At 60.1% G+C, this 23,228-nt stretch carries 21 protein-coding genes and 1 riboswitch; of the genes, 16 read left to right on the forward strand and 5 right to left on the reverse strand.

The genetic code is table 11. The features are described from left to right. Positions 1-84: 84 nt before the first annotated feature. Genes ACP7C6_RS11730 through ACP7C6_RS11745 form a run of 4 tightly spaced genes read right to left on the reverse strand, consistent with a single transcriptional unit; the run spans position 85 to position 7,479 of the window. A complete protein-coding gene (locus ACP7C6_RS11730) occupies positions 85-4,422 on the reverse strand; it encodes a glycosyltransferase (RefSeq protein ID WP_426108769.1) in 4,338 nt (1,445 codons plus the stop codon). Between the two features lie 2 nt (positions 4,423-4,424). Continuing rightward, entirely contained in the window at positions 4,425-5,216 is a 792-nt protein-coding gene (locus tag ACP7C6_RS11735; RefSeq protein ID WP_311893337.1) for a class I SAM-dependent methyltransferase, read from the reverse strand. Next, positions 5,213-6,358 carry a hypothetical protein gene (locus ACP7C6_RS11740; RefSeq protein ID WP_222540201.1) on the reverse strand — a complete coding sequence of 382 codons (1,146 nt, stop codon included), beginning with the start codon at positions 6,356-6,358 and terminating at the stop codon, positions 5,213-5,215. Before ACP7C6_RS11740 ends, ACP7C6_RS11735 begins: the two co-directional genes overlap by 4 nt. Next, complete coding sequence (locus ACP7C6_RS11745) at positions 6,355-7,479, reverse strand: DegT/DnrJ/EryC1/StrS family aminotransferase (protein WP_222540200.1); 1,125 nt, start codon at positions 7,477-7,479, stop codon at positions 6,355-6,357. The genes ACP7C6_RS11740 and ACP7C6_RS11745 overlap by 4 nt, the downstream gene beginning before the upstream one ends. 269 nt (positions 7,480-7,748) lie before the next feature. Between ACP7C6_RS11745 and hda the strand changes: the two genes are divergently transcribed. The 16 genes from hda (at position 7,749) to ACP7C6_RS11825 (ending at position 21,762) form a co-directional block, all read left to right on the forward strand. After that, positions 7,749-8,453: a DnaA regulatory inactivator Hda gene (gene hda, locus ACP7C6_RS11750; protein WP_010208669.1), complete on the forward strand. Its 705-nt coding sequence runs from the start codon at positions 7,749-7,751 to the stop codon at positions 8,451-8,453. 213 nt (positions 8,454-8,666) lie between these two features. Then, positions 8,667-9,296: a C40 family peptidase gene (locus tag ACP7C6_RS11755; RefSeq protein WP_016976518.1), complete on the forward strand. Its 630-nt coding sequence runs from the start codon at positions 8,667-8,669 to the stop codon at positions 9,294-9,296. Between the two features lie 144 nt (positions 9,297-9,440). Further along, complete coding sequence (locus tag ACP7C6_RS11760) at positions 9,441-9,977, forward strand: C40 family peptidase (RefSeq protein ID WP_028617370.1); 537 nt, start codon at positions 9,441-9,443, stop codon at positions 9,975-9,977. Between the two features lie 154 nt (positions 9,978-10,131). Continuing rightward, a riboswitch (cobalamin riboswitch) is annotated at positions 10,132-10,382 on the forward strand. A gap of 78 nt (positions 10,383-10,460) precedes the next feature. Further along, on the forward strand, positions 10,461-11,072 hold the full coding sequence (gene cobO / locus ACP7C6_RS11765) for a cob(I)yrinic acid a,c-diamide adenosyltransferase (RefSeq protein WP_010208674.1): 612 nt from the start codon (positions 10,461-10,463) through the stop codon (positions 11,070-11,072). Beyond that, positions 11,069-12,400, forward strand: coding sequence for a cobyrinate a,c-diamide synthase (locus ACP7C6_RS11770; protein ID WP_028617368.1), 1,332 nt, complete (start codon positions 11,069-11,071; stop codon positions 12,398-12,400). The genes cobO and ACP7C6_RS11770 overlap by 4 nt, the downstream gene beginning before the upstream one ends. Further along, positions 12,397-13,047 (forward strand): 5,6-dimethylbenzimidazole synthase, encoded by a 651-nt coding sequence (gene bluB, locus ACP7C6_RS11775; RefSeq protein WP_068937115.1) that lies wholly within the window; start codon positions 12,397-12,399, stop codon positions 13,045-13,047. Before ACP7C6_RS11770 ends, bluB begins: the two co-directional genes overlap by 4 nt. Next, positions 13,044-13,952 (forward strand): adenosylcobinamide-phosphate synthase CbiB, encoded by a 909-nt coding sequence (cbiB, locus tag ACP7C6_RS11780; protein ID WP_426108770.1) that lies wholly within the window; start codon positions 13,044-13,046, stop codon positions 13,950-13,952. The genes bluB and cbiB overlap by 4 nt, the downstream gene beginning before the upstream one ends. Then, a complete protein-coding gene (gene cobD / locus ACP7C6_RS11785) occupies positions 13,945-14,934 on the forward strand; it encodes a threonine-phosphate decarboxylase CobD (protein WP_028617366.1) in 990 nt (329 codons plus the stop codon). The genes cbiB and cobD overlap by 8 nt, the downstream gene beginning before the upstream one ends. After that, complete coding sequence (locus tag ACP7C6_RS11790; protein WP_236318669.1) at positions 14,931-16,382, forward strand: cobyric acid synthase; 1,452 nt, start codon at positions 14,931-14,933, stop codon at positions 16,380-16,382. Before cobD ends, ACP7C6_RS11790 begins: the two co-directional genes overlap by 4 nt. Before the next feature lie 91 nt (positions 16,383-16,473). Next, the gene (gene cobU / locus ACP7C6_RS11795) at positions 16,474-16,995 is read left to right on the forward strand and encodes a bifunctional adenosylcobinamide kinase/adenosylcobinamide-phosphate guanylyltransferase (RefSeq protein ID WP_028617364.1); all 522 of its coding nucleotides are present in this window, start codon (positions 16,474-16,476) and stop codon (positions 16,993-16,995) included. Then, a complete protein-coding gene (gene cobT, locus ACP7C6_RS11800) occupies positions 16,992-18,047 on the forward strand; it encodes a nicotinate-nucleotide--dimethylbenzimidazole phosphoribosyltransferase (RefSeq protein WP_426108771.1) in 1,056 nt (351 codons plus the stop codon). The genes cobU and cobT overlap by 4 nt, the downstream gene beginning before the upstream one ends. After that, entirely contained in the window at positions 18,044-18,619 is a 576-nt protein-coding gene (cobC, locus tag ACP7C6_RS11805; protein ID WP_426108772.1) for an alpha-ribazole phosphatase family protein, read from the forward strand. Before cobT ends, cobC begins: the two co-directional genes overlap by 4 nt. A gap of 2 nt (positions 18,620-18,621) precedes the next feature. After that, positions 18,622-19,350: an adenosylcobinamide-GDP ribazoletransferase gene (locus tag ACP7C6_RS11810; RefSeq protein WP_028617361.1), complete on the forward strand. Its 729-nt coding sequence runs from the start codon at positions 18,622-18,624 to the stop codon at positions 19,348-19,350. A 42-nt stretch (positions 19,351-19,392) separates the two neighbouring features. Further along, complete coding sequence (locus ACP7C6_RS11815; RefSeq protein WP_016976530.1) at positions 19,393-19,797, forward strand: MarR family winged helix-turn-helix transcriptional regulator; 405 nt, start codon at positions 19,393-19,395, stop codon at positions 19,795-19,797. 63 nt (positions 19,798-19,860) lie between these two features. Continuing rightward, a complete protein-coding gene (locus ACP7C6_RS11820) occupies positions 19,861-21,060 on the forward strand; it encodes an MFS transporter (RefSeq protein WP_163002072.1) in 1,200 nt (399 codons plus the stop codon). 150 nt (positions 21,061-21,210) lie between these two features. After that, positions 21,211-21,762, forward strand: coding sequence for a glutathione peroxidase (locus tag ACP7C6_RS11825; RefSeq protein ID WP_068937110.1), 552 nt, complete (start codon positions 21,211-21,213; stop codon positions 21,760-21,762). Between the two features lie 65 nt (positions 21,763-21,827). On the opposite strand, the gene ACP7C6_RS11830 is transcribed toward ACP7C6_RS11825, so the two are convergent. Then, positions 21,828-23,117 (reverse strand): OmpP1/FadL family transporter, encoded by a 1,290-nt coding sequence (locus tag ACP7C6_RS11830; protein ID WP_028617358.1) that lies wholly within the window; start codon positions 23,115-23,117, stop codon positions 21,828-21,830. Positions 23,118-23,228: the final 111 nt, after the last annotated feature.

Below are 23,228 nucleotides of genomic sequence, written 5' to 3' on the forward strand. Positions count from 1 at the left end.
TCGGAATCCGCTAAGGATTCCGATTTTTTTATGCGTGGGGCTCTGAACCCCTTCGCAGCTCAGAACGTCGTCGAGCCACAGTTTTCACGCTTTCAGCCAGGCGTTTCTCCACGCCACTAGGTGGTCTTCCTTGAGTACCCAGTTCTGGAGCACCGCGCTACGCAGGGCGTCTCCGGCTTGAGCGCTGGCGTCGGGTTCCGCAAGGTGCTCGCGAATGGCAGCAATCCAGTCTTTAGGTGTGTTTCTGACCCGGGTCACCGGCAGCTCACCGTTGTAACAACGAATATCCGAGCAAATGACCGGGAAACCACAGGCGCCATATTCCAATAACCGCAAATTGCTTTTGCAGGCATTGAAAAAGTTATCTTCCAGCGGCGCCAAAGCCAGGTCCAGATTCAAGCCGGCCAATCGTGACGGGTACTTTTCGATTGTTACACCTTGGTGGAATTCGTGGATATAGGGGCGCAGTTCCGGTGGGCACATGCCCATGAATACCCATTCCACCTCATGCGCCAGCGCGCGAACTACTTCGGCGATAACGTGCAGGTCGCCGCCGTGACTTGAGCCACCTGCCCAGCCGACTCGTGGCTTGCGGCCTTGCTGGCGATGGCTGGTCAGGCCGTTCCACCATGCGCCTGGCAGGCGATTTTCCATCACGCGGATGTCGGCATTGAAGTGTTCCAGCGCTTCGGCCAGCGGCTGGGTCGACACCACCAGCCTGTCGCAGAGGCCGATAGCGTGTTTCAGTCGTTTTGCGGTGTCTTTGGGAAAAAGTTGGCGACTGGCGTTGCCGGCAGGTACATCGAGAATATAGTCATCCAGTTCATAGACCTTGAATGCCCTGGAGAAGGCTTTGGTGTTCTCGATGATCTCCAGTTGAGGCGTAGTGAATTGCCGCTGGAAAATGATCGTATCCGGCGCATGGCGCTCCACTTCTACGGGTTGGAGCAGCCAGTCGCTGACCGCACCCTCGATCAGCCCCGCTGCTTTGAGGGCAGCAAAAGGTTGGCGCACACGATAGTGCCCACTGCCAAAAAAGTCGCCGGGGTAGCAAAGGGCGTAAGGCAATTGGTGGCTGGCGAACGGATGCCAGCCTGCATCGCTGCGACATTCGTAAGCAAAACCGCGGCCTTCCAGTGTCAGGTTGCGGTTATAGGCTGGATCATTGGCGAGTTGCGGCAGCCAGCGCTGGTACATCACCGATTGCTCGCGTTTGAAGCGCTCGCGCTTGGCGTCCAGTCTGGTCGTGTCGACCTTGTCCTGACTGACGTTGGCTTCGTGCATAAGCAATGCATAAGGTGTCCAGACGATCAGTTGCCCGGCCTGGCCCACTTTCAGGCAGAGGTCTACGTCGTTGAATGAGACCCCCAGGCTGGTCTCGTCCATTCCGCCCACCTGGTGGTACAGGTCGGTGCGAATCATCAGGCAGGCGGCGGTAACCGCGCTGTAGTTCTGGTCAACTTGCAAGCGATGAAGGTAGCCGTTGGACTGCATGGGGTCGCCGACAAATGGATGGTCAGCTACGCCGTGCAAGCCGAGCACCACGCCCCCGTGCTGAATCGTCCCGTTGAGTAACAACAACTTGGCACCGACTATCCCCACTTCCGGCCGCTGGGCGTGATGGAGCATTGCGCCGAGCCAGTCGCCATCAATGACTGCAGTGTCGTTGTTGAGCAGCACCAGGTATTCGCCACGGGCTTGGCTGACGGCGTAGTTATTGATGGCTGAATAGTTGAACGGATGCGGGTAGCGCAGTATGCGTACCTTGGCGTCGTTCAACTGCTCCATGCCGGCGAACCACTCCCGGGCCTGGGCCGTTTCACTATTGTTGTCGATGATGATCAGTTCGTAGTTCGTGTAGCGGGTTTTCTCCATTACGCTTTCGATGCAGCGCATCAGCATCGGCAGTTGGTCCTTGGTCGGGATCACGATGGACACCAAGGGTTGCCCGGCGTGCTGGTAAATCACGCGATTGACCATCGGCAAAGGCCCCGCACGCATTTCATGAGCCACGCCCAAGCGCTGCAAATGCGCTTGGACTATCGCTGCTGAGTGTGCAATGACCTGGGGCTCGCCGAGCCACTGACCGAAATTGATCAACTGGTGCACGAGTACATCCGCGAGGTGTCCGACGGTGCCCAGCCCGTGGGTTTCAATCAGCCGATAGAGCAGGTCATGGGGCGCGAGCTCGGCGAAGGTGGGATCGAAGCCATTGAGACTCAGCGCTGACTCGCGACTGAATGCCAAGGCTCGGCCAACATAGGGATAACTGCGCAGCAGGTCCAGGTTCAGGTCAGGCTTGAAGACCGGGTCTTGGTAACCGGTTGCCGTCAGTGAATCTTCATCGGTGTAGCACAGGCTGATGCCAGGGTTAAGGGCGATGCCCTCTGCAAGCAATAGCAGTGCGTGCGGATCAAGTCGGTCGCCGCCACGTAACAGGTAGCACCAGTCGACCTGGACGGCATGAAGCAGTTCATTGAGCTGGCTGGGCCAGGACTCCGCTCGCGGTAGCCAGACCAGGTTATCGGCCGGTGTCACCCCGGTCGGCTCGGCGTTTGACAGCACCACGATGGCCGCCGCCTTGTAGAGTTGGCGGTCGATGCTTTCCAGGCTGGCGCGTAGCTGTGCGATATCACCGGTTGTATCGGTCAACACCACCAATACGTCGGTGTGCTGTGGCCAGCCAGCCAGCCGTGTTGGCAAACCTTCGAAGTCTGTGGCAGACAGCTGTCGGGTATCCAGCCAGCGCCGATATTGGTCGATATTGCGCTGGTGTTTGCCTGCATTCGCCAGCACGCCGAAGAAGCGCTCGAGGGTGTGTGCCAGCGTGCCGGTAAGTTGTCCGCGTTCGGTTTCGAAGTCTTTGCCGGTGAGGTTCATCCGTTCCAAGGGAGCCAACGCTTCAGTGCGTACAAAGAACATGGAACCGGCAAAAAAATCCGCATCGTCGATTCGTTGTGAATCAATCCCGGCGCGTTCGGCCAGGGCCAGCAGGCGCTGACGGTCGCCTTCTTCAAGGTCCTGAGTGACTGGCACGCGGTACGGCTCTGTGCCGAGCAGTGGATGGTGCGACGGGGCGGCAAGATATTCTACCGACTGCCGGAATCGGACAGGGCTGAGCAAGTCATCGAAAAGGTCATGCGCCCAAGAGCTTTCGGTGCCCCTATGTGCCGAGCGCTTGGTGTGCAACTTGACCAGGGTGTTGATGTTGTCGGCACGCAAGTACGCCAGAACATTTAGGAATGGCAGGGCATCCCTACCGTGATCAGGCACCCGATAGAGCGAATATTTCAGCCCGCTCGCCGCAAGGTGGCTGTTTACGGTGTCTTCCAGGCCGGCTACGCACGTTACGTATAGGTGCAAGCGTTCATGCAGCAGGACCAGGCGGCGCATAATGTCTTGCAGCACGCCGGGAAGATACACATGGATCACCACGCCAATGGGAGGCTCGCCGTCTTCGAGAACGGGCTGTTCGGCGACAAGCACTTCGCACTCGCCGACCAGCGGGGTGGCACTGTGTGAGGTAATGAGTGGCTGGAAATCGCAAGCCAGGTAAGCGCCCTGCAAATGAAACAGCTCAAAGGCTTCAGGGGTTGACAAGTGAGCACGCCGTACCTGCGATGCAGGCTGCGGGTGGTAAAGCCCCAGTGCGTGGATCTGCTGGGTGAAATTGGCGAGGCCCTGATCGAACAGCGCCTGCATATCCGGCTGGTTCTGGCGTTGCTCGGCATGCCGGCGAAAGAGTGACAGGGACTCCTGTATAAAAGCGAGGTGGCCGTGTTGCAGCAGATTCACAAATAAGGCCAGGTCGTTAATGGCACGAATAACGACGCCGCCCAAAGCGCAGATGTGCGGCGCTTGGTCGATCAGTTGGGCGCGGCGAAACATCACCGTGCTGGGTTCGCCAATGAAATTGACAGGCCAGTCGCACAGTAGAGAAATGAGATCTGCGCCATGCAGGCAGGCATCTGCGTCAAACACTTCGCATGTCTGGAGGATGTCAGGCAGCGGCTCATCCTCGGTGCCTATCAGACGACGACGCGAAGTGACCAGCGAGATATCGTTACGTGCCTCAAGCACAGCAGCAAGGCGCTCGACGCAGTGGGGCAGCAGCAGGTCGTCGTCATTCAGAAACTTGATGTATTCGCCCCGGGATTCCTCCAGGCAGCGACTGAGGTTGAGCTGTCCACCCAACTGCTGTTCATTGTGCAGGTAGCGCACCGGCACCACCGTCTGTGCAGCAAGACGCTCGGTGATCAGGCGGATGCCGTCACCACGACAATCGTCGGTGATCACTATTTCCAGATTCGCATAGCTCTGGTTCAGGGCGCTGTTCAGTGCGGCCTCAAAGAACCGCGGGTTATAGGCAGGTATCGCAATGCTGACCAGCGGCAAGCGGCCGGTCGCGAGGGTATTGGTCATGCTCACACCAACTTGAACAGGGGGCGAAGGTAGAACTCGCTGAGGCCGCCTTCACGGCCTAGGCGATCACAGGTTTCAGCTTGGGCGAGGGCGCCGGGGCTATCGAACAGCTCGATTTTGCGTGTGTGGGGGTCCAATACCAACCCGATGTGTTCGATCCTCCAGCCGGTGCCTGTAAGTGCTGCATCGACGTAAGCGAGTTTTTCGGCCAGTACGTTGCGACCCGCCACGGGTTGCGCTGTGTCGCCGCCCCAATTGAAACCCATCTGGTAGAGGAGGCAGTCGGCTGACGGGCGAAGCGCCTTCAGGAAACCCTGGATATACCCTTGCAGGGCATGTCTGTCGGGCACTAGCGCGGCATCGAAATCGACGCCGGCATGATGTAATACGTTGAACAGCAACAACGTATGGAAATGCCCCGGCATCGCCTGCGCGACTGCGTAGTCGAGAGCTTGCTGCACGACCTCGACGTTGCCCAAATCAAACTCGACGCTCAAGGCGCGAATAAAGTTTGCGCTGGTCTCGTCCAGCTCCCAGGCAACACATTGGCTGCTGGGGTAAGCATGAGCGAGGGTGGTGCTGAACAGTCCGGTATTGGCGCCGACGTCCAGAAGCCGTTGGCCGCTGAAGTCGAAGTGTGCTTGCAGGTATTCCAGGCGGCCGTGGTCGGCTCGCCAGCGCGGATTTACCGGTACGTCAAAGCCTAGTCGCTCGGTTACGAAAGCAGGCAGCGGTTGGTAACAGGCGTGTTTACCGGAGTGCATGTACAGCGCCAGTAATTGTTCTTTGGTCATTGGCGTTTGCCTGAACGAAGGAATTCGAAGAAGAACAGCCTGAGGCTGTCAGTAGCGAACCAGATGTCATAGCGCGGCAGCCAACAGCAGGCGTTGATCAGCCAACTGCGAGCCCCGGCGAAAAAGCGCATGTCACTGCGTGGCTGTCCGACAAAACCGCCAAGCCAGAGGTACTTGTCCCGTTGCCAGATGCCTAAAAAACGCTGCTGCGCGGCCATCTGCGGCGCCTGGTGCCGATCTTGCACCAACCAGCTGGCGCGAAAGCCATTTTCAAGCGCCAGTTGCATCGGCCCCCAAAGGCGTGGGTTTGCCTCGATGATGAAGTGTTGACCAGCGCTTTCCATCACTTCAAACATGATGAAGCCACAATATTGATGCTGTTCAAGCAATGCCCGCAGGCGCTGGTCGGTATCTGCATCGGGGCAGCGCACCAGCTCGGCGGCAACCATCGATTTGCCTGCCGCCTGTTGGGCGATGTTGCGTTGATAGAGCGCGACGACACCCGCATCGTTGCGGAAATAGAGGTAGTAAAAACTTTGCCCGTCTATATAACGTTGAATGAGGTAGTGTGCGGCATCGTAGTGGCTCGCATGTTCAGCGTACTCCGCAGCATTACGTACCAGTAGTGGGTAAAGGCGCTGGCCATGGGGGCCGCTTTCGACCCTGGGCTTGAGTACAAGGGGCAATTGACGTTCAGACAATTGCTCGATTTGCGCGGGTATTTCCAGGCCAACGACTTTTGCCGCCGCCAGGAGTTTTTCCTTATCGGAAAACAGATGGTAAATCTGCGGGCTGACAGATATTCCCCGGATACCTTCCTGGCATAACCAGTCCTGCATGCCCATCAGCAGGCGGTTTATCGACTCTGCGCTCGGGGCTATGGTCAGCGGTCGTGTGGGGTGGTGAGCCTTGATGTCGAGCAGTAGGCGCTTGAATTCATTTTCATCCAGGGCATCCTGAGTGCGTTGTGCAAACAAGTGGCGGCGAAGGCGGGTGCGATATAGCGCATCTTGAGCGTTGCGTGTGATCAAGACGAAGTCGATGTGGTCGCGCTCGAGGGAGCGACAAAAAGCGCCGACTGCGCGCTCGTTGGCCCCGGTGAACAGGATCACCAAAGGCTTTTCAGCGGGTGTCATCGTCATCGCGCGGCCAATTGTTCAGCAAGCAAGTCGGCCAGGCAGTCTATGACTCTATCGACGCATTGATCGGTGAGTGAAAGGTGAAACGGCAATCCCAGCAAACGCTCCGCCAACTGGTCAACCGCTGGCAGCGGGCCAGCCGTATACGCTTGAAAAGCTGGGTGGCCGTGCAGCGGAGGGCAGTACCAGCGGCGGGTTTCGATGTCTTTACCTAGCAGACGCAACTGAATGTCTACACCGCGCAACCCCGCGGGCAACATTATGGGCATCAGGCTGTACACGCCATCAACGGGCTTGGACTGGAGTTTCAGTGCAGGGATTTTTTCCTTCAGGCGTTCGACGTAGCGTTGATGCAGAGTGCGTCGTGCTTCTGCGACAGTTGGCCAATTGTCCATCGCGGCCAGTGCAACGGCGGCGTGGTATTCGCTCATCTTGCCGTTCTCGCCCGCCTCGAACACCAAGCCTCCACTCTGTGCGTCGATGCCGAAGTTACTTAACGCTCGCATACTTTGGGCATAGGCATGGTGGCGCGAAGCCACGAAACCGCCTTCACCTCCCCCGAGTGCCTTGGTGGCGTGCAGGCTGAAGGCAACCTTGGTCGTCAGTCCAATCTGTTGGTTACCCCAAGCGCCAGCGGCGTCGACGACCACAGGAATTCCGGTTTCGGCACTGAACAGATCCCAACCAGCGACATCTTGAGCGCAACCGTACGTTGACACAGGCATCACGGCATCAAACGGCATTTCGGCGAGCACCGCGCGTGCTATGGCGGGGGTCAGCAACCAATTGTCGGGATCGACGTCGCTGATAAGCGGTGTGAGTCCGGCCCGAATGATTGCGGTTGCCGTGGCAACGAACGTCAATCCGGGAACCAATACGCGCCCGCTCTTACGTAGCTTCAGGGCTTCCAAGGCAATTTGCAGCGCACACGTACCATTCGCCATAGACACAACATGGACTTGCGCGGGCTCGCGACTAAAAGAGCGCGATAACCGGCCCTCTAGCTCATTCACCAGCGGGCCGAAGTTGGTGTACCAGCGGTTTTCATCGATTTGCTTCCAGTAGGCAAGAATCTGCTCGACTTTGGGCATTTCCGGAACGAGCAGTTTGATGATGTTTTTCATGGTACGCACAACCGTCAATGAAATGTCGTTCTAGGCTATATGACGAGGCAAAGCAGGAAACATACCAATGTAGAAACGGGTCGGCCTGGTGGGTTTACGGCCTGACAGGTGATCGGCGGCATCAAACAATCTGCGTAAATCCAACAAGTTAACGCAAACCTTTGATTTTGCTTGGGGTCTGTTGCATTGTGCGCCCGGCGTCACGGGTATAAACTTTGCAAACTTTACACAGAGGCCACTAACGGTTCGTTTGGAGCCGTTCAGTCAGCATGAAACCGATTCAGCTGCCCTTGGGTGTGCGTCTGCGTGACGACGCCACCTTTATCAACTACTACCCAGGCGCCAATGCCGCTGCACTCGGCTATGTCGAGCGGCTCTGCGAAGCCGACGCCGGGTGGACCGAAAGCCTGATCTATCTGTGGGGCAAGCACGGCGTAGGGCGTACCCACCTGTTACAGGCCGCGTGCTTGCGTTTCGAGCAGATGGGCGAACCGGCGGTTTACCTGCCCTTGGCTGAGCTGATGGATCGCGGAATCGGCATCTTCGACCATCTTGAGCAGTACGAGTTGGTGTGCCTGGACGATCTGCAAGCCATCGCTGGCAAGGCAGAGTGGGAAGAGGCGCTTTTTCACTTATTCAACCGCTTGCGTGACAGTGGCCGGCGCCTGCTGATTGCCGCGTCCACCTCGCCGCGCGAGTTGCCGATCAAGCTGGCCGACCTCAAGTCGCGCATGACTCTGGCGCTGATCTTCCAAATGCGCCCGCTGTCCGACGAAGACAAATTGCGTGCCTTGCAACTGCGTGCATCCCGTCGCGGCCTGCACCTCACCGACGAAGTCGGGCATTTTATTCTCACCCGCGGTACGCGCAGCATGAGCGCGTTGTTCGACCTGCTCGAACAGCTCGATCAGGCTTCCTTGCAGGCCCAGCGCAAGCTGACGATTCCCTTCTTGAAAGAAACCTTGGGTTGGTAGCCAGCCAGCTGTTTTCACGGCTTTCGGCAAATTCCAGGCGCCAGAAAACCTGCGTTTGAGCCGGTTTGGCTACGCAAAAGGCAGATATAGGGTGTTAAGGGCTTAGATGTCATAGTCCAAACAAGAAGTCACATAGATCACGATTGAATTTGCAAATCGATGTGATAGAGGGCATAGTCTCGTCTTCTTTACATATCAGCCACGGTCGTGCCCATGCTAAATCGCTTCGCACCCCTCGTGCCCCTCGCACTCGTTACCCTGTTGTTTGGTTGCGCCTCCCACCCTCAACAGGTGGCAGAACAGCAAAAACCACAGGTTCAAAATCAGGCAAAATTCGTTGCTGCACAGTCTGCTTCTGTTTATGAAGAAGAGCTGGCAACGGAAAAAGAACTGGCCAATTTCTCCGGTAGCAAGCCTTACCAGCTTCCAGTTCTTGCCGACAGCATCCTCGAACGCGGCATGTCCCTGATCGGTACCCGTTACCGTTTCGGCGGCACCTCTGAAGCCGGTTTCGACTGCAGCGGTTTTATCGGCTACCTGTTTCGCGAAGAAGCGGGCATGAATCTGCCGCGCTCCACCCGCGAAATGATCAACGTGGATGCACCGTTGGTCGCGCGCAACAACCTCAAGCCGGGTGATCTGCTTTTCTTCAGTACAGCGGGTCGTGGTCGTGTAAGCCATGCCGGTATTTACCTGGGCGATAACCAGTTTATCCACTCCAGCAGCCGTCGCAGTGGCGGTGTCCGAGTCGACAACCTGGGTGACAGCTACTGGAGCAAAACCTTCATCGAAGCCAAGCGCGCACTCGCCATGGCCCCGACGACGGTTACCGCTAGCAAGTAAACTTAAAGTGATACTTGAAGTTTGACGTGTAAGCGCTAGAATCCCTGGACATTGTTGTAATCCGTTCGCGCGAGCTTTGCTTGCGCGTTCTGGTTTTCAGCGTTCGGCAGCGAAAGCCGCATCCAGACCAGGATTGTTCTGCCCATGTCGACCTCGGCCCGCCTGATCCTTATTCTTTGCGCCGCGCTGCTCAGCGCCTGCGCAAGTCGTCCACCGCCCGCGCCTGTAGCGGTTAAACCCAAGCCGGTGTTCAACTATTCCACCCAGAATTTCTCGCCTGCGGCTGAAGACGTACTCTTCCGCGCGCTGGGCCTGGTCGGCACGCCTTACCGTTGGGGTGGCAATACACCGGACTCCGGGTTTGATTGCAGCGGCCTGATCGGGTTTGTCTTCCGCGATGCTGCTGGCATCTCCCTGCCGCGTACCACCCGTGAACTGATCGTGATGCGCGCGCAGGATGTCAGCGAGCAAAATCTGCAGACTGGCGACTTGCTGTTCTTCGCCACAGGCGGCGGTTCACAGGTCAGTCACGCCGGCATCTACGTCGGTGAAGGCCGCTTTGTGCACGCGCCGCAAACCGGCGGTACGGTGAAGTTGGACACCTTGTCCAAGGCGTATTGGCAGAATGCCTACCTGAGCGCCAAGCGCGTATTACCGGGGAATCTGGCGCGGAATCCCTGAATTGGCAGAGATCCAAATGTGGGAGCGGGCTTGCTCGCGAATGCGGTCTGTCAGTTTGTTAATGTGCTGACTGACACACCGCATTCGCGAGCAAGCCCGCTCCCACATTGGTTTTGTGGTGGGTTTAATTGACGCTCCACCCCCAACCCACTAACCTTCGCCGCTTGTTCCAGGTGCTCTGTGACCCATGGGTCGACGGAGTGAAACAGGGAAGCCGGTGAGTGAGCGCACTTGTACACAGTGCTGCCGCGATTCCGGCGCTGCCCCCGCAACGGTAAATGAGTCAAGACGCTGCCTTTTGCCACTGTATCGCTCGCGATATGGGAAGGCGCAGCGTCGGTCAGCGTGTCTATAAGACGTGCGTCACTCATGAGCCCGGAGACCGGCCTGCAACATCCAACAGCATCACGGTGGGCGATGCTTGGCTGTCTGTTTTTCTTTTTCCTGCCCGCCGTTTTTGTCCAGCCCCAACGGAGAGCTGCCATGACCGATTCCCCCGACCGCGACGAACGCCACCTGGCGCGCATGCTGCGCAAAAAAGCCGTGATCGATGAACGCATCGCCAATTCCCCGAACGAGTGCGGCCTGCTGCTGGTGTTGACCGGCAACGGCAAAGGCAAGAGCAGTTCCGCGTTCGGCATGCTGGCCCGGGCCATGGGCCACGGCATGCAGTGCGGCGTGGTGCAGTTCATCAAGGGGCGTAACAGCACCGGTGAAGAGTTGTTCTTCCGCCGCTTCCCGGAGCAAGTGCGTTTTCATGTCATGGGTGAAGGCTTCACCTGGGAAACCCAGGACCGCCAGCGCGATATCGCCGCTGCCGAAGCCGCCTGGGCGGTTTCCCGCGAGCTGCTGCAGGACCCTTCTATTGGTCTTGTCGTACTTGATGAGCTGAACATCGCCCTCAAGCACGGCTACCTCGACCTGGACCAGGTACTCAGCGACCTGCAAGCCCGCCCGCCGATGCAACACGTGGTGGTCACCGGCCGTGGCGCCAAGCCTGAGCTGATCGAAATGGGCGACACCGTCACCGAAATGGGCATGCTCAAGCACGCGTTCCAGGCCGGTATCAAGGCACAGAAGGGCGTCGAACTTTGAATCAGCCCCGTCATTGCCCGGCCGTCTTGATCGCCGCACCGGCGTCCGGCCAGGGCAAAACCACTGTCACCGCCGCGCTGGCCCGTTTGCACCGCAACCTGGGGCGCAAGGTGCGCGTGTTCAAATGTGGTCCGGATTTCCTTGACCCGATGATCCACGAACGCGCCAGCGGTGCGCCGGTGTATCAGTTGGACATGTGGATGGTGGGCGAGCAGGAAAGTCGCCGCTTGCTGTGGGAAGCGGCAGGGGAGGCGGACCTGATCCTGATCGAAGGCGTGATGGGCCTGTTTGACGGCACGCCGTCCAGCGCCGACCTGGCGCGACACTTCGGCGTGCCTGTCTTGGGCGTGATTGACGGCACCGCCATGGCCCAGACCTTTGGCGCGTTGGCCCTGGGCCTGGCGCGTTATCAGCCAGATTTGCCGTTCGCCGGCGTGCTGGCCAACCGCGTTGGCACCCTGCGCCATGCGCAATTGCTCGAAGGCAGCCTCACCGAAGGCCTGCGCTGGTACGGCGCGTTGTCTCGCGAGACCGGTATCGAACTGCCTAGCCGTCACTTGGGTCTGGTGCAGGCGAGCGAACTGAATGACCTCGATGTACGTCTCGATGCCGCCGCCCAAGCGCTGGGCAGCAGTTGCGAAGTCGCCTTGCCGCCGCCGGTCACTTTTGCCGCGCCTGAAGTGATCGACGCCGAGCCACTGCTTAATGGCGTGCGCATCGCCGTGGCCCGCGACGAAGCCTTCGCGTTCACCTATGGCGCCAGCCTTGACCTGTTGCGGGCAATGGGCGCCGAGCTGAAGTTTTTCTCGCCGATCCACGATCGGCAATTGCCTGACGCCGACAGCCTCTACCTGCCCGGTGGTTACCCGGAACTGCACCACCAGGCGCTGTCGGAAAATACCCCGATGCTCGACGCCATCCGCGCTCATCATGCCGCCGGTAAACCGCTGCTCGCCGAATGCGGCGGCATGCTCTACCTGCTGGACTCGCTGACCGATGTCGACGGCACTCGCGCCGAACTGGTGGGTTTGCTGCAAGGCGATGCAGTGATGCAGAAGAAACTCGCGGCCTTGGCGCTGCAAAATGTCGACTTGCCTGAAGGCACGCTGCGCGGCCATACCTATCACCATTCGCTGACCACCACCGAGTGGCAACCGATTGCACGTGGCCTGAGCCCCAATGGCGGGCGCGGCGCCGAGGCGGTTTATCGCCAGGGGCGGATGACGGCGTCCTACGTACATTTCTATTTCCCCTCGAATCCCCAGGCGGTGGCTGCATTGTTCGCGCCCGATCTTGTAGGAGCCGGCTTGCCGGCGATGAGGCCATGACCGACAACGCCTTTCCCGAGGCCGACCGCCAAGCTGTTTACCGCGCCATCGCCGAACGTCGTGACATGCGCCACTTCAGCGGCGGCACCGTCGCCCCCGAATTACTCCACCGCCTGCTCCAGGCCGCGCACCAGGCACCCAGCGTCGGCCTGATGCAGCCCTGGCGTTTTATCCGCATCAGCGACCGCCAACTGCGTGGGCAGATTCAACAGTTGGTGGAAGAAGAGCGCGTACGTACCGCCGAAGCCTTGGGTGAGCGCTCCGATGAGTTCATGAAGCTCAAGGTCGAAGGCATCCACGACTGCGCCGAAGTGCTGGTGGCGGCCTTGATGGATGATCGCGAACGCCACATCTTTGGCCGGCGCACCTTGCCGGAAATGGACATGGCGTCATTGTCCTGTGCTATCCAGAATCTGTGGCTGGCGGCCCGAGTAGAAGGGCTGGGCATGGGCTGGGTCTCGCTGTTCGAACCCCAGGCCCTGGCCGATCTGCTGGGGTTGCCGCCCGGCGCGAAACCGTTGGCCGTGCTATGCCTGGGGCCGGTGGCCGAATTTTACCCGGCACCGATGTTGCAGCTCGAAGGCTGGACCGAGCCTCGGCCGCTGAGTGACATGGTGTACGAAAATGGGTGGGGAGTGAGTCAATGAGTGTGGCTTTGCTGTGTGTCGCTGCAGTCGCGCTGGATGCGCTGCTGGGCGAACCCAGGCGCTGGCATCCGCTGGTGGCGTTCGGCAATTTCGCCGGGCGCATCGAGCAACGTTTCAATACCGGTGGCCGCGGCTGGCGCAGCCATGGCGTGACTGCATGGTTTATCGCCGTGGTGCCGCTGACCCTGCTGGCGACCGCTTTATCGTGGGCACCTTACATCGGCTGGGTATTGGAGATTCTGGCGCTGTATTGCGCCCTCGGCATGCGCAGCCTCGGCGAACATGTGATCCCAGTGGCCCAGGCCTTGCGCAGTGATGACCTCGAGGAAGCGCGCAAACGCGTCAGCTACTTGGTGAGCCGTCAGACCAGTGAGCTGGACAGCACTGAAATCGCCCGCGCCGCCACCGAGTCAGTGTTGGAAAACGGCAGCGATGCCGTGTTTGCTGCGATTTTCTGGTTTGTCGTCGCGGGCGTGCCGGGTGTGGTGCTTTACCGCCTCAGCAACACCCTCGATGCGATGTGGGGCTATCGCAACGAACGCTTCGAACGCTTCGGTTGGGCTGCGGCCAAGATCGACGACGTGCTGAACTACATTCCTGCACGCTTGGTGGCCTTGACCTACGCCGTACTGGGCAAGACGCGCCTGGCGCTCAAATGCTGGCGCACCCAAGGCCCGACTTGGGACAGCCCTAACGCTGGCCCGGTCATGGCGGCTGGTGCTGGCGCCCTGGGCGTGGAGTTGGGCGGTGCCGCGATCTATCACGGTGAAGTGCACCAGCGTCCGCAATTGGGCGAGGGCCCGGCGGCGGATGCCGATTCCATCGAGCGGGGCTGGCAACTGGTGCAGCGCGGCGTATGGTTGTGGCTGCTGATCCTATGCGCGGGGGCGCAATTCTATGCTTGAGCACGGTGGCCGGTTGCGCAAGGCGGCGATTCAATACGGAATAGCCGAGGCCGATTGGCTTGATCTGTCCAGCGGCCTCGCGCCCTGGCCCTGGCCGATCCCCGAGATCCCGCTGCGGGCCTGGGCGCGCCTGCCGGAAACCGACGATGGCCTGGAGCAGGCGGCCAGCGAATACTACGGCGCTGCGCACCTGTTGCCAGTGCCCGGTTCCCAGGCCGCCATCCAGTTGCTGCCTCGCCTGCGCCGCGCCGGCAAAGTCGGCGTGCTGTCGCCGTGTTATGCCGAGCACGCCGAAGCCTGGCGCCGCGCCGGCTATGTGGTGCGCGAAGTGCAGGAGCAGGAAGTCGACTTCTTTCTCGATGGCCTCGACGTGCTGGTGGTGGTCAACCCCAACAACCCCACCGGCCTGAGCCTGACCCCGCAACGCCTGCTGGACTGGCATTCGCGGCTGGCCCAGCGCGGCGGTTGGCTGGTGGTGGACGAAGCGTTCATGGACGTCACCCCTCAACTGAGCCTGGCGGGCCAGGCCCACCAGGTCGGCCTGATCGTGTTGCGCTCATTCGGTAAGTTCTTCGGCCTGGCCGGGGTGCGGCTGGGCTTTGTGTTGGCCGAGCGCAAGCTGCTCAAGTTGCTGGCCGAGCAGGTCGGCCCCTGGGCGGTCAGCGGACCGACGCGCGTGTTGGGCCAGGTGTGCTTACGCGACACGGCCGGGCATGTGCGCCAGCGCACGCGTTGCATCGAGGCGGGCCAGCGTCTGTTTGCCTTGCTCGAGCGCCACGGCTTCCAACCCCAGGGCGGCTGCGCCTTGTTTCAATGGCTGATCACGCCCCACGCCGAACGTATGCACGAATTCATGGCCCAGCGCGGCATCTTGCTCCGGCTGTTTGTCCACGACAGCAGCCTGCGCTTTGGCCTGCCCGACACCGAGGCTGACTGGCTGCGCCTGGACCAAGCCCTGGTCGCCTATAAGGACGCCACATGAGTACGCTGATGGTGCAAGGCACCACCTCCGACGCCGGCAAAAGTACCTTGGTGACGGCGCTGTGCCGCTGGCTGGTGCGCCAGGGCGTGGCGGTGGCGCCGTTCAAGCCGCAGAACATGGCGCTCAACAGCGCCGTGACCGCCGAAGGCGGCGAAATCGGCCGCGCCCAGGCCGTGCAGGCTCAGGCCGCCCACCTGGCGCCGCACACCGACATGAATCCGGTGTTGCTCAAGCCAAACAGCGACACCGGCTCCCAAGTGATCATCCATGGTCGCGCCGTCACCACCATGAACGCGGTGGCCTATCACGATTACAAAGCCATCGCGATGCAGGCGGTGCTGGCCTCCCACGCACGCTTGAGCCAAGCCTACTCGGTGGTGATGGTGGAAGGCGCGGGCTCCCCGGCGGAGATCAACCTGCGCGCCAATGACATCGCCAACATGGGCTTCGCCGAAGCCGTGGATTGCCCGGTGTTGCTGATCGCCGATATCAATCGCGGCGGGGTGTTTGCCCATTTGGTCGGCACCCTGGAACTGCTGTCGCCCACGGAGCAGGCGCGGGTCAAAGGTTTCATCATCAACCGTTTTCGCGGTGACATCGCGCTGCTGCAGCCCGGCCTGGACTGGCTGGAAGCGCGCACCGGCAAGCCGGTGGTGGGCGTGTTGCCCTACGTGATGGACCTGCACCTGGAAGCCGAAGACGGTATTGATCAGCGCCAGATCGACAAGGCGGCCCAGGTACTCAAGGTGGTGGTGCCCGTGCTGCCGCGCATCAGCAACCACACGGATTTCGACCCGCTGCGCCTGCATCCCCAAGTGGATCTGCAATTCGTCGGGCCTGGCCAGGCGATCCCGGCTGCCGACCTTATCATCCTCCCCGGCTCGAAAAGCGTGCGCAGCGACTTGGCCTATCTGCGCGCCAACGGCTGGGACACCGCCGTTGCGCGGCACTTGCGCTATGGCGGCAAGGTGCTGGGTATTTGTGGGGGGTTGCAGATGCTTGGCGAGCAGGTGCATGACCCGTTGGGCCTGGAAGGGGCTGCCGGTTCCAGCGATGGCCTGGGGTTGCTGGCGTTCAGCACCACGCTCGAAGAAGAGAAGCAGTTGCGCAATGTGCGTGGGCGTTTGGTGTTGGAGGATGCCGACGTCAGTGGTTATGAGATTCATGCGGGCGTGACGACGGGTGATGCGTTGTCGAATGCTGCTGTGGTCCTGGAAGACGGTCGCTGTGATGGCGCGCAAAGTGCCGATGGGCAAATTCTTGGGACCTACCTGCATGGTTTGTTTGAAAGCCCGGCGGCGTGTAGCGCCTTGCTGCGCTGGGCGGGTTTGCAGGATGTGCAGGACGTGGATTATCACGCGTTGCGGGAGCGCGATATCGAGCGTTTGGCGGACCTGGTGGAGAACCACTTGGATACCGAGTTGTTACGCAAGCTGTGTGGGGTTTGACGGTGAGTACGCGGTCCCAATGTGGGAGCGGGCTTGCTCGCGAAGGCGGCCTGATGGCCGATACATTTCAGCCAACCCAAGGTGCCATCCCATGCTTCAACTGATCCTCGGCGGCGCCCGCTCCGGTAAAAGCCGCCTTGCCGAAAAACTCGCCAGCGACAGTGGTTTGACCGTCACGTACATCGCCACCAGCCAACCGCTGGATGGTGAGATGAATGAACGCGTCGCCTTGCATCGCCAGCGTCGCCCCGAGCATTGGGGCCTCATCGAAGAACCCGTCGAACTGGCTCGCGTGCTGCGCGAAAACGCGGCACCTGCGCAGTGCCTGCTGGTGGACTGCCTGACCCTGTGGCTGACTAATCTGCTGATGCTCGAAGCCCCGAATCGTCTGGCCGCTGAGCGCGATCAATTGCTGGAAACCCTGGCCACGCTGCCGGGTGAAATCATTTTTGTCAGCAACGAGACCGGTCTGGGTGTCGTGCCGCTGGGCGAATTGACTCGCCGCTATGTGGATGAAGCCGGTTGGCTGCACCAAGCCTTGGCCGAGCGCTGTCAGCGTGTTGTCCTGACGGTTGCCGGCCTGCCCCTGACTTTGAAAGGTACTGCGTTATGACTGACACCTGGTGGTTCAACCCTTGTAAGGCGATCGACGTGCAAGCGTATGAACACGCTCTGGCACGCCAGCAGCAATTGACCAAGCCGGCCGGCTCCCTCGGCCAGCTGGAGGCGCTGGCGGTGCAATTGGCGGGCATGCAGGGCCAGGTCAAACCTTTGGTGGATCACGTGTGGATTGCCATCTTCGCCGGTGACCACGGCGTAGTCGCGGAAGGCGTGTCGGCGTTTCCTCAGGAAGTCACCGGGCAGATGCTGCTCAACTTTGTCAGCGGTGGTGCGGCCATCAGTGTGTTGGCGCGGCAGCTGGACGCACAGCTGGAAGTGGTCGACCTCGGCACGGTCACGCCGTCTCTGGACCTGCCCGGTGTGCGTCACCTGAATATCGGCGCGGGCACCGCCAATTTCGTCAACGGTCCGGCGATGACCGAGGCACAGGGGCAGCTCGCCCTGCAAGCCGGCCGCGACAGTGTGCGACGTGCATTGGCGAGCGGGGCGCAGCTGTTTCTCGGCGGTGAGATGGGCATCGGCAACACCACCGCCGCCAGTGCGCTGGCGTGTGCTTTGCTCGATTGTCAGGTCAGTGATCTCACGGGGCCCGGTACGGGTTTGAATGCCCAAGGCGTCAGCCACAAGGTGGCCGTGATCGAGCGTGCCCTGGCGCTGCACGCCGGTCAGCGTGCTGATGCGTTGCAGACGCTGTTCAATCTGGGCGGCTTTGAAATTGCTGCGCTGGTGGGCGCATACCTGGCCTGCGCCCAGGACGGCATCGTGGTGCTGGTGGATGGCTTTATCTGCACCGTTGCGGCGCTGGTCGCGACACGCTTGAACCCGGCATGCCGTGAATGGCTGCTGTTCGGTCATCGTGGCGCCGAGCCGGGTCATCGCCATGTGTTGCAAAGCCTCGACGCGCAGCCGCTGCTGGAACTGGGCCTGCGCTTGGGCGAAGGCAGTGGCGCGGCGTTGGCGGTTCCGGTGGTGCGTCTGGCGTGTGCATTGCACGGGCAGATGGCGACCTTCGCCGAAGCCGCCGTGGCAGACCGCCCGGCATGACCCTGCGCCTGGACCTGCTGCGTCACGGCGAAACCGAGCTGGGCGGCGGCCTGCGCGGCAGTCTAGACGATGCACTCACCGCCAACGGCTGGGCGCAGATGCGCGCGGCCGTGATGGAACAGGGGCCGTGGGATCGACTGGTCAGCTCGCCGCTGCAACGCTGCGCGCGGTTTGCCGAGGAATTAGGGGCTCGGCTGAAGCTGCCGGTGACCCTGGAAAAGGATCTGCAAGAGTTGCACTTCGGTGCCTGGGAAGGGCAGAGCGCGGCGGCCTTGATGGAGACCGACGCCGAAGGGCTTGGGTTGTTCTGGGCTGATCCCTACCGCTTTACACCACCGGAGGGGGAGCCGGTCAGCGCTTTTTCCGACCGGGTCCTGGGCGCTGTCGCACGCTTGCATCAGGCCTATGCCGGTGAGCGTGTGTTGTTGATCAGTCATGGCGGTGTCATGCGTCTGCTACTGGCGCAAGCACGTGGTTTGCCGAGGGAGCAATTGCTGAACGTCGAAGTGGGCCATGGCGGGTTGTTCAGTCTGTACGTCGCCGCTGACGGCGCCCTGAAGGAAGGGGATTAGACATGTTGCCCTTCTGGATCGCCCTGCAGTTTCTCAGCAGTTTGCCGATTCGCTTGCCGGGTATGCCGCAGCCTCAGGAATTGGGGCGTTCACTGCTGTTTTATCCGGTCGTGGGTGTGTTGTTCGGTGTGCTGTTGTGGGGCTTGAATTCGGTATTGATGGGCGCGCCGTTGTTGCTGCATGCCGCATTGCTGCTGGCGGCCTGGGTGTTGCTCAGTGGTGGCCTGCACCTGGACGGATTGGCGGACAGTGCCGATGCCTGGCTCGGCGGTTTTGGCGACCGCGAGCGTACGCTGACAATCATGAAGGACCCACGTAGCGGGCCGATTGCCGTAGTCACCCTCGGGTTGGTGCTGCTGCTCAAGTTCACTGCGTTGGTAGCCTTGATTGAGCAACACAACGGCGCGGCACTGATCCTGGCGCCGCTGATCGGCCGCGCCTCGATGCTGGCACTGTTTCTCACCACGCGTTATGTGCGTGCCGGTGGATTGGGCCAGGCATTGTCGGATCATTTACCGAGAATTGTCGGTCAACAGGTACTGATCCTCAGTGGTCTGGCCTGCATCCTCATCGGCGGCTTCAGTGGCGGGATGGCTGTACTACTCGCCGTGATCTGCTTCCTGGGGCTGCGCCAACTGATGGTCAATCGTCTGGGTGGCACCACGGGCGATACCGCAGGCGCCTTGCTGGAGCTGCTGGAAGTCGCGGTTCTGGTCGGCCTGGCGCTGTAACACTTTCTTGCATTTCCTTAATCGCGGGTATATACACCTTCCATGCTTGCCTCCCAATGTTTATGTACCAACCTGCGACGTGCCGCCCGTGGCGTCAGCAGGCATTACGACGGCGCCCTGGATGGCTTCGGGATCAACGTCGCCCAGTATTCTTTGCTGTGTAACTTGCAGCGCCTCGATCAGCCGAGCATTTCCAGCCTGGCGGAAGCCATGGGCCTGGATCGCAGCACCTTGGGGCGCAACCTGCGGGTGCTGGAAGGCGAGGGCCTGGTGCGGTTGGTGGAAGGCGATGACCTGCGCAACCGCCTGGTGATGTTGACCGAGGACGGTGTAGCTCGGCTGGCCGCGGCATTACCCGCCTGGGAAGCGGCGCAGCAGAAATTGATCGATCAACTTGGCGCGGAAAAACGCGAAACCTTGTTGGCCTTGCTGGACGAACTCGCCTGAGCGCGGATTTGTTCGAATACAAGCGGGTATATACCCGCGAGCGGAGAATAAGAAATGACCTCGATGTGGCGCACCAGTGGATGGATTCTTGTAGGGAGTGCGCTGATCCTGGCGTTGTCGTTGGGCGTGCGGCACGGTTTCGGCCTGTTCCTGGCACCGATGAGCAGCGAATTCGGCTGGGGCCGTGAGACCTTCGCCTTTGCCATCGCCTTGCAGAATCTGATCTGGGGCCTGGCGCAACCGTTCACCGGCGCCCTGGCTGACCGCTTTGGCGCGACTAAAGCGGTGTTCGTCGGCGGCGTCCTGTACGCGGCGGGCCTGGTGTTGATGGGCATGTCCGATTCGGCGTGGTCGTTGTCCTTAAGTGCTGGCTTGCTGATTGGTATCGGCCTGTCCGGCACCTCGTTCTCGGTGATTCTGGGTGTAGTCGGCCGGGCTGTGGCGCCGGAAAAACGCAGCATGGCGATGGGCATCGCGAGTGCTGCCGGTTCGTTCGGTCAGTTCGCCATGGTGCCGGGCACCTTGGGCTTGATCAGCTGGTTGGGCTGGTCTGCGGCACTGCTGGCACTGGGCCTGATGGTGGCGCTGATCCTGCCTCTGGTGAGCATGCTCAAGGACCGACCACTGGCGGTGGTGGCGGGTCAGCAAACCTTGCGCGAAGCCTTGAAGGAGGCCTGTTCCCATTCCGGTTTCTGGCTGTTGGCCTTCGGCTTTTTTGTCTGCGGTTTCCAGGTGGTGTTTATCGGCGTGCATTTGCCGGCCTACCTGGTGGATCAGCACTTGCCGGCCACTGTCGGTACCACGGTGTTGGCGCTGATTGGCCTATTCAATATTTTCGGCACCTACACCGCCGGCTGGCTCGGTGGGCGCATGTCCAAGCCGCGCTTGTTGACTGCTTTGTACCTGCTGCGTGCGGTGGTGATCGTGCTGTTCCTGTGGGCGCCGGTCACTGAAGTCACCGCCTATCTGTTTGGCATGGCGATGGGCTTCCTGTGGCTGTCTACCGTTCCGCTGACCAACGGCACCGTCGCCACATTGTTCGGCGTACGAAACCTCTCCATGCTCGGTGGGATCGTGTTCCTGTTCCACCAACTCGGTTCGTTCCTGGGTGGTTGGCTGGGAGGGGTGGTCTATGATCGAACCGGCAACTACGATTTGATCTGGCAGGTCGCGATCCTGCTGAGCCTGCTCGCCGCGGCCCTGAATTGGCCGGTACGCGAGCGGCCAGTGGCGCGATTGCAGGCGCAGATGGAGGCGGCATGAGCATAGCGATACGCGGGTTGATACTCGCCGCGGTGTTGTTCTTGATGTTGCTGGCCTGGTGGGGCTGGCAAAACGGCGGGCTGGCGTTGATGCAACTGGGTATGTCGATCTGTTAAGTTCGTGGTTTGACAACTTTCAAGGACACACGACATGCAGATGCGTTGGCTTGCTGTACCCGTCCTGATGGCTATTGGCAGCGTTGCGCTGGCTGCCAGCTGCCCGCCGCTGCTGGAAGGCCAATTGCCCAAGCTGCGCGCCAAGGAATCCATCGACCTGTGCCAGCGCTTTGCCGGCAAGCCCCTGGTCATCGTCAACACCGCCAGCTTCTGCGGGTTCGCCCCACAGTTCAAAGGCCTTGAAGCGTTGTACCAACGCTACAAGGGCCAAGGGCTCGAAGTGATCGGCGTGCCATCGGATGACTTCAAGCAGGAAGCCAAGACCGGCGAAGAAACCGCCAAGGTCTGCTACGTGAATTACGGCGTGACCTTCACCATGACCGAGCCACAGAAGGTCAAGGGGCCGGACGCGGTGCATCTATTCAAGGTGTTGGCGCAGCAGACCGACGCGCCGCCGAAGTGGAATTTCTACAAATACGTGGTGGATCGGCAGGGCAAGGTGATCGCCAACTTTTCCAGCCTCACCAAGCCGGACAGTCCGGACATGATCAAGGCAGTGGAGGAGGCGATAGCGTCCAAGCCTTGATCGTCAGCCATTAAAAAGCCCCGCCTCCTTTGCAGGAGAGCGGGGCTTTTTTATAGGGTGTCAGGTCAGAACTTGTAAGTTACGCCCAGGCCGAAACCGTTGGCGCTGTTTTCGTACTTAGCATTGTAGGACTGGCCCAATGCGTTGGCGCGAGCGACCTTGACTGGTTCTTCCTTGAGGTAGGAGTAAGCCAGGTCAACGGTCATATTCGGCATTACATCGTAACCAAGGCCGAGACTGAAGATAGTCCGGTCACCGGTTGGGATACGCGGCGAACGGTCTTTGTTGTTGGTAGGCGACTGGTCGAAGGTCAGGCCGGTACGCAGCACCACTTGCTTGGTGACACGATACGAGGTACCCAAGGCATAGGCCCAAGTGTCGTGCCAGTTCTGGTCTTCTTTGATGGTGCCGACAATTTGCGGCGCCAAAACACCGCTACCGGCTGCGGCCGATACACCTTCGTTGTTGACGGTAATGTCTTTCAAGCGGCTCCAACGGGTCCAAGTAGCGCCGGCGTAGAGTTTCCACGCGTCGCTCATGTCTTGAGTAACCGAGAAGTCCCAGGATTCAGGCGTGTCGATCTTCAGCGACGCGTCGTAGCGGCCATTGTTCAGCAGCGCAGCCGGAACGTTGGTGCCTTTGGTCACTTCAGTATGGCCTTCGAGCTTGTACTTCACCTTCGAGTGGTAGGTCAGGCCCACGCGAGTTGTATCAGTGGCTTGAACCAGCAGGCCGGCATTGAAGCCGACGGCGGTGTCATCTCCCTTGATCTTGATGTTGTTGGAGCCGGTACCAGCGATTGGCAGGTTGATATCGGACTCAAGCGTACCAGCGATACGGTTGATGGTCGGGCCAAAACCAATGGAAACCCGATCGTTGAAGGCGTAGCTCACCGTAGGCTGGAAGGTGATGACCGTCACTTCGCTTTTGCTGCCAAAAGCTTTGCCTTGGAAGCCACTTTCGTAGTCTGTCACGAGACCAAACGGAGCATAGACGCCGAAACCTACAGCCCATTGTTCGTTAAGTTTATTGGTGTAGAAACCGAAAGGAACGGCAGTGAAAGGCACCATATCGCCTTTGTTCGTGCCTGTGGAGCGGCCGCTGACATCCTTGATGTTGCTTGAGGCATCAATCGCTGCAACACCGCCAGTGACTTGCTGGCCTTCAAGGCGAGCCATACCGGCAGGGTTACCATAAACGGTACTTGCATTTTCGGCAGAAGAAGAGCGGCCTGCGAAACCCGTTCCCATTCCTGCGACGTCTTGTTCGTTAAGGGCAAAGCCACTTGCGAATACGTGGGAAGAGGCCATGGCAACGGCGAGGCTAAGTGTGGTCTTGAGCATTACTTTTTTCATTATTAGAACTCCGTGGTGATCACCGCTGCGGAAAGTAACAATAATTTTAAGATCGCGCTATAGGCTGTAATGTAGGAGATAGAGCGGTTTTGTAGGACAATCCGACCAAAT

Origin of the sequence: Pseudomonas sp. TWR1-1-4 (genome assembly GCF_049897165.1) — a bacterium.
Lineage (GTDB): Bacteria > Pseudomonadota > Gammaproteobacteria > Pseudomonadales > Pseudomonadaceae > Aquipseudomonas > Aquipseudomonas canadensis.

Bases quoted from the DNA above. Each gene is read 5' to 3' on its own strand.
- hda (WP_010208669.1), top strand. From the start codon at position 7,749: ATGAAACCGATTCAGCTGCCCTTGGGTGTGCGTCTGCGTGACGACGCC.
- ACP7C6_RS11790 (WP_236318669.1), top strand. From the start codon at position 14,931: ATGAGTACGCTGATGGTGCAAGGCACCACCTCCGACGCCGGCAAAAGT.
- ACP7C6_RS11820 (WP_163002072.1), top strand. From the start codon at position 19,861: ATGTGGCGCACCAGTGGATGGATTCTTGTAGGGAGTGCGCTGATCCTG.
- cobD (WP_028617366.1), top strand. From the start codon at position 13,945: ATGCTTGAGCACGGTGGCCGGTTGCGCAAGGCGGCGATTCAATACGGA.
- ACP7C6_RS11735 (WP_311893337.1), bottom strand. From the start codon at position 5,216: ATGACCAAAGAACAATTACTGGCGCTGTACATGCACTCCGGTAAACAC.
- ACP7C6_RS11740 (WP_222540201.1), bottom strand. From the start codon at position 6,358: ATGACGATGACACCCGCTGAAAAGCCTTTGGTGATCCTGTTCACCGGG.
- cobU (WP_028617364.1), top strand. From the start codon at position 16,474: ATGCTTCAACTGATCCTCGGCGGCGCCCGCTCCGGTAAAAGCCGCCTT.
- cbiB (WP_426108770.1), top strand. From the start codon at position 13,044: ATGAGTGTGGCTTTGCTGTGTGTCGCTGCAGTCGCGCTGGATGCGCTG.
- ACP7C6_RS11825 (WP_068937110.1), top strand. From the start codon at position 21,211: ATGCAGATGCGTTGGCTTGCTGTACCCGTCCTGATGGCTATTGGCAGC.
- cobC (WP_426108772.1), top strand. From the start codon at position 18,044: ATGACCCTGCGCCTGGACCTGCTGCGTCACGGCGAAACCGAGCTGGGC.
- ACP7C6_RS11730 (WP_426108769.1), bottom strand. From the start codon at position 4,422: ATGACCAATACCCTCGCGACCGGCCGCTTGCCGCTGGTCAGCATTGCG.
- ACP7C6_RS11760 (WP_028617370.1), top strand. From the start codon at position 9,441: ATGTCGACCTCGGCCCGCCTGATCCTTATTCTTTGCGCCGCGCTGCTC.
- cobT (WP_426108771.1), top strand. From the start codon at position 16,992: ATGACTGACACCTGGTGGTTCAACCCTTGTAAGGCGATCGACGTGCAA.
- ACP7C6_RS11830 (WP_028617358.1), bottom strand. From the start codon at position 23,117: ATGAAAAAAGTAATGCTCAAGACCACACTTAGCCTCGCCGTTGCCATG.
- ACP7C6_RS11810 (WP_028617361.1), top strand. From the start codon at position 18,622: ATGTTGCCCTTCTGGATCGCCCTGCAGTTTCTCAGCAGTTTGCCGATT.
- ACP7C6_RS11745 (WP_222540200.1), bottom strand. From the start codon at position 7,479: ATGAAAAACATCATCAAACTGCTCGTTCCGGAAATGCCCAAAGTCGAG.
- ACP7C6_RS11815 (WP_016976530.1), top strand. From the start codon at position 19,393: ATGCTTGCCTCCCAATGTTTATGTACCAACCTGCGACGTGCCGCCCGT.
- cobO (WP_010208674.1), top strand. From the start codon at position 10,461: ATGACCGATTCCCCCGACCGCGACGAACGCCACCTGGCGCGCATGCTG.
- ACP7C6_RS11755 (WP_016976518.1), top strand. From the start codon at position 8,667: ATGCTAAATCGCTTCGCACCCCTCGTGCCCCTCGCACTCGTTACCCTG.
- bluB (WP_068937115.1), top strand. From the start codon at position 12,397: ATGACCGACAACGCCTTTCCCGAGGCCGACCGCCAAGCTGTTTACCGC.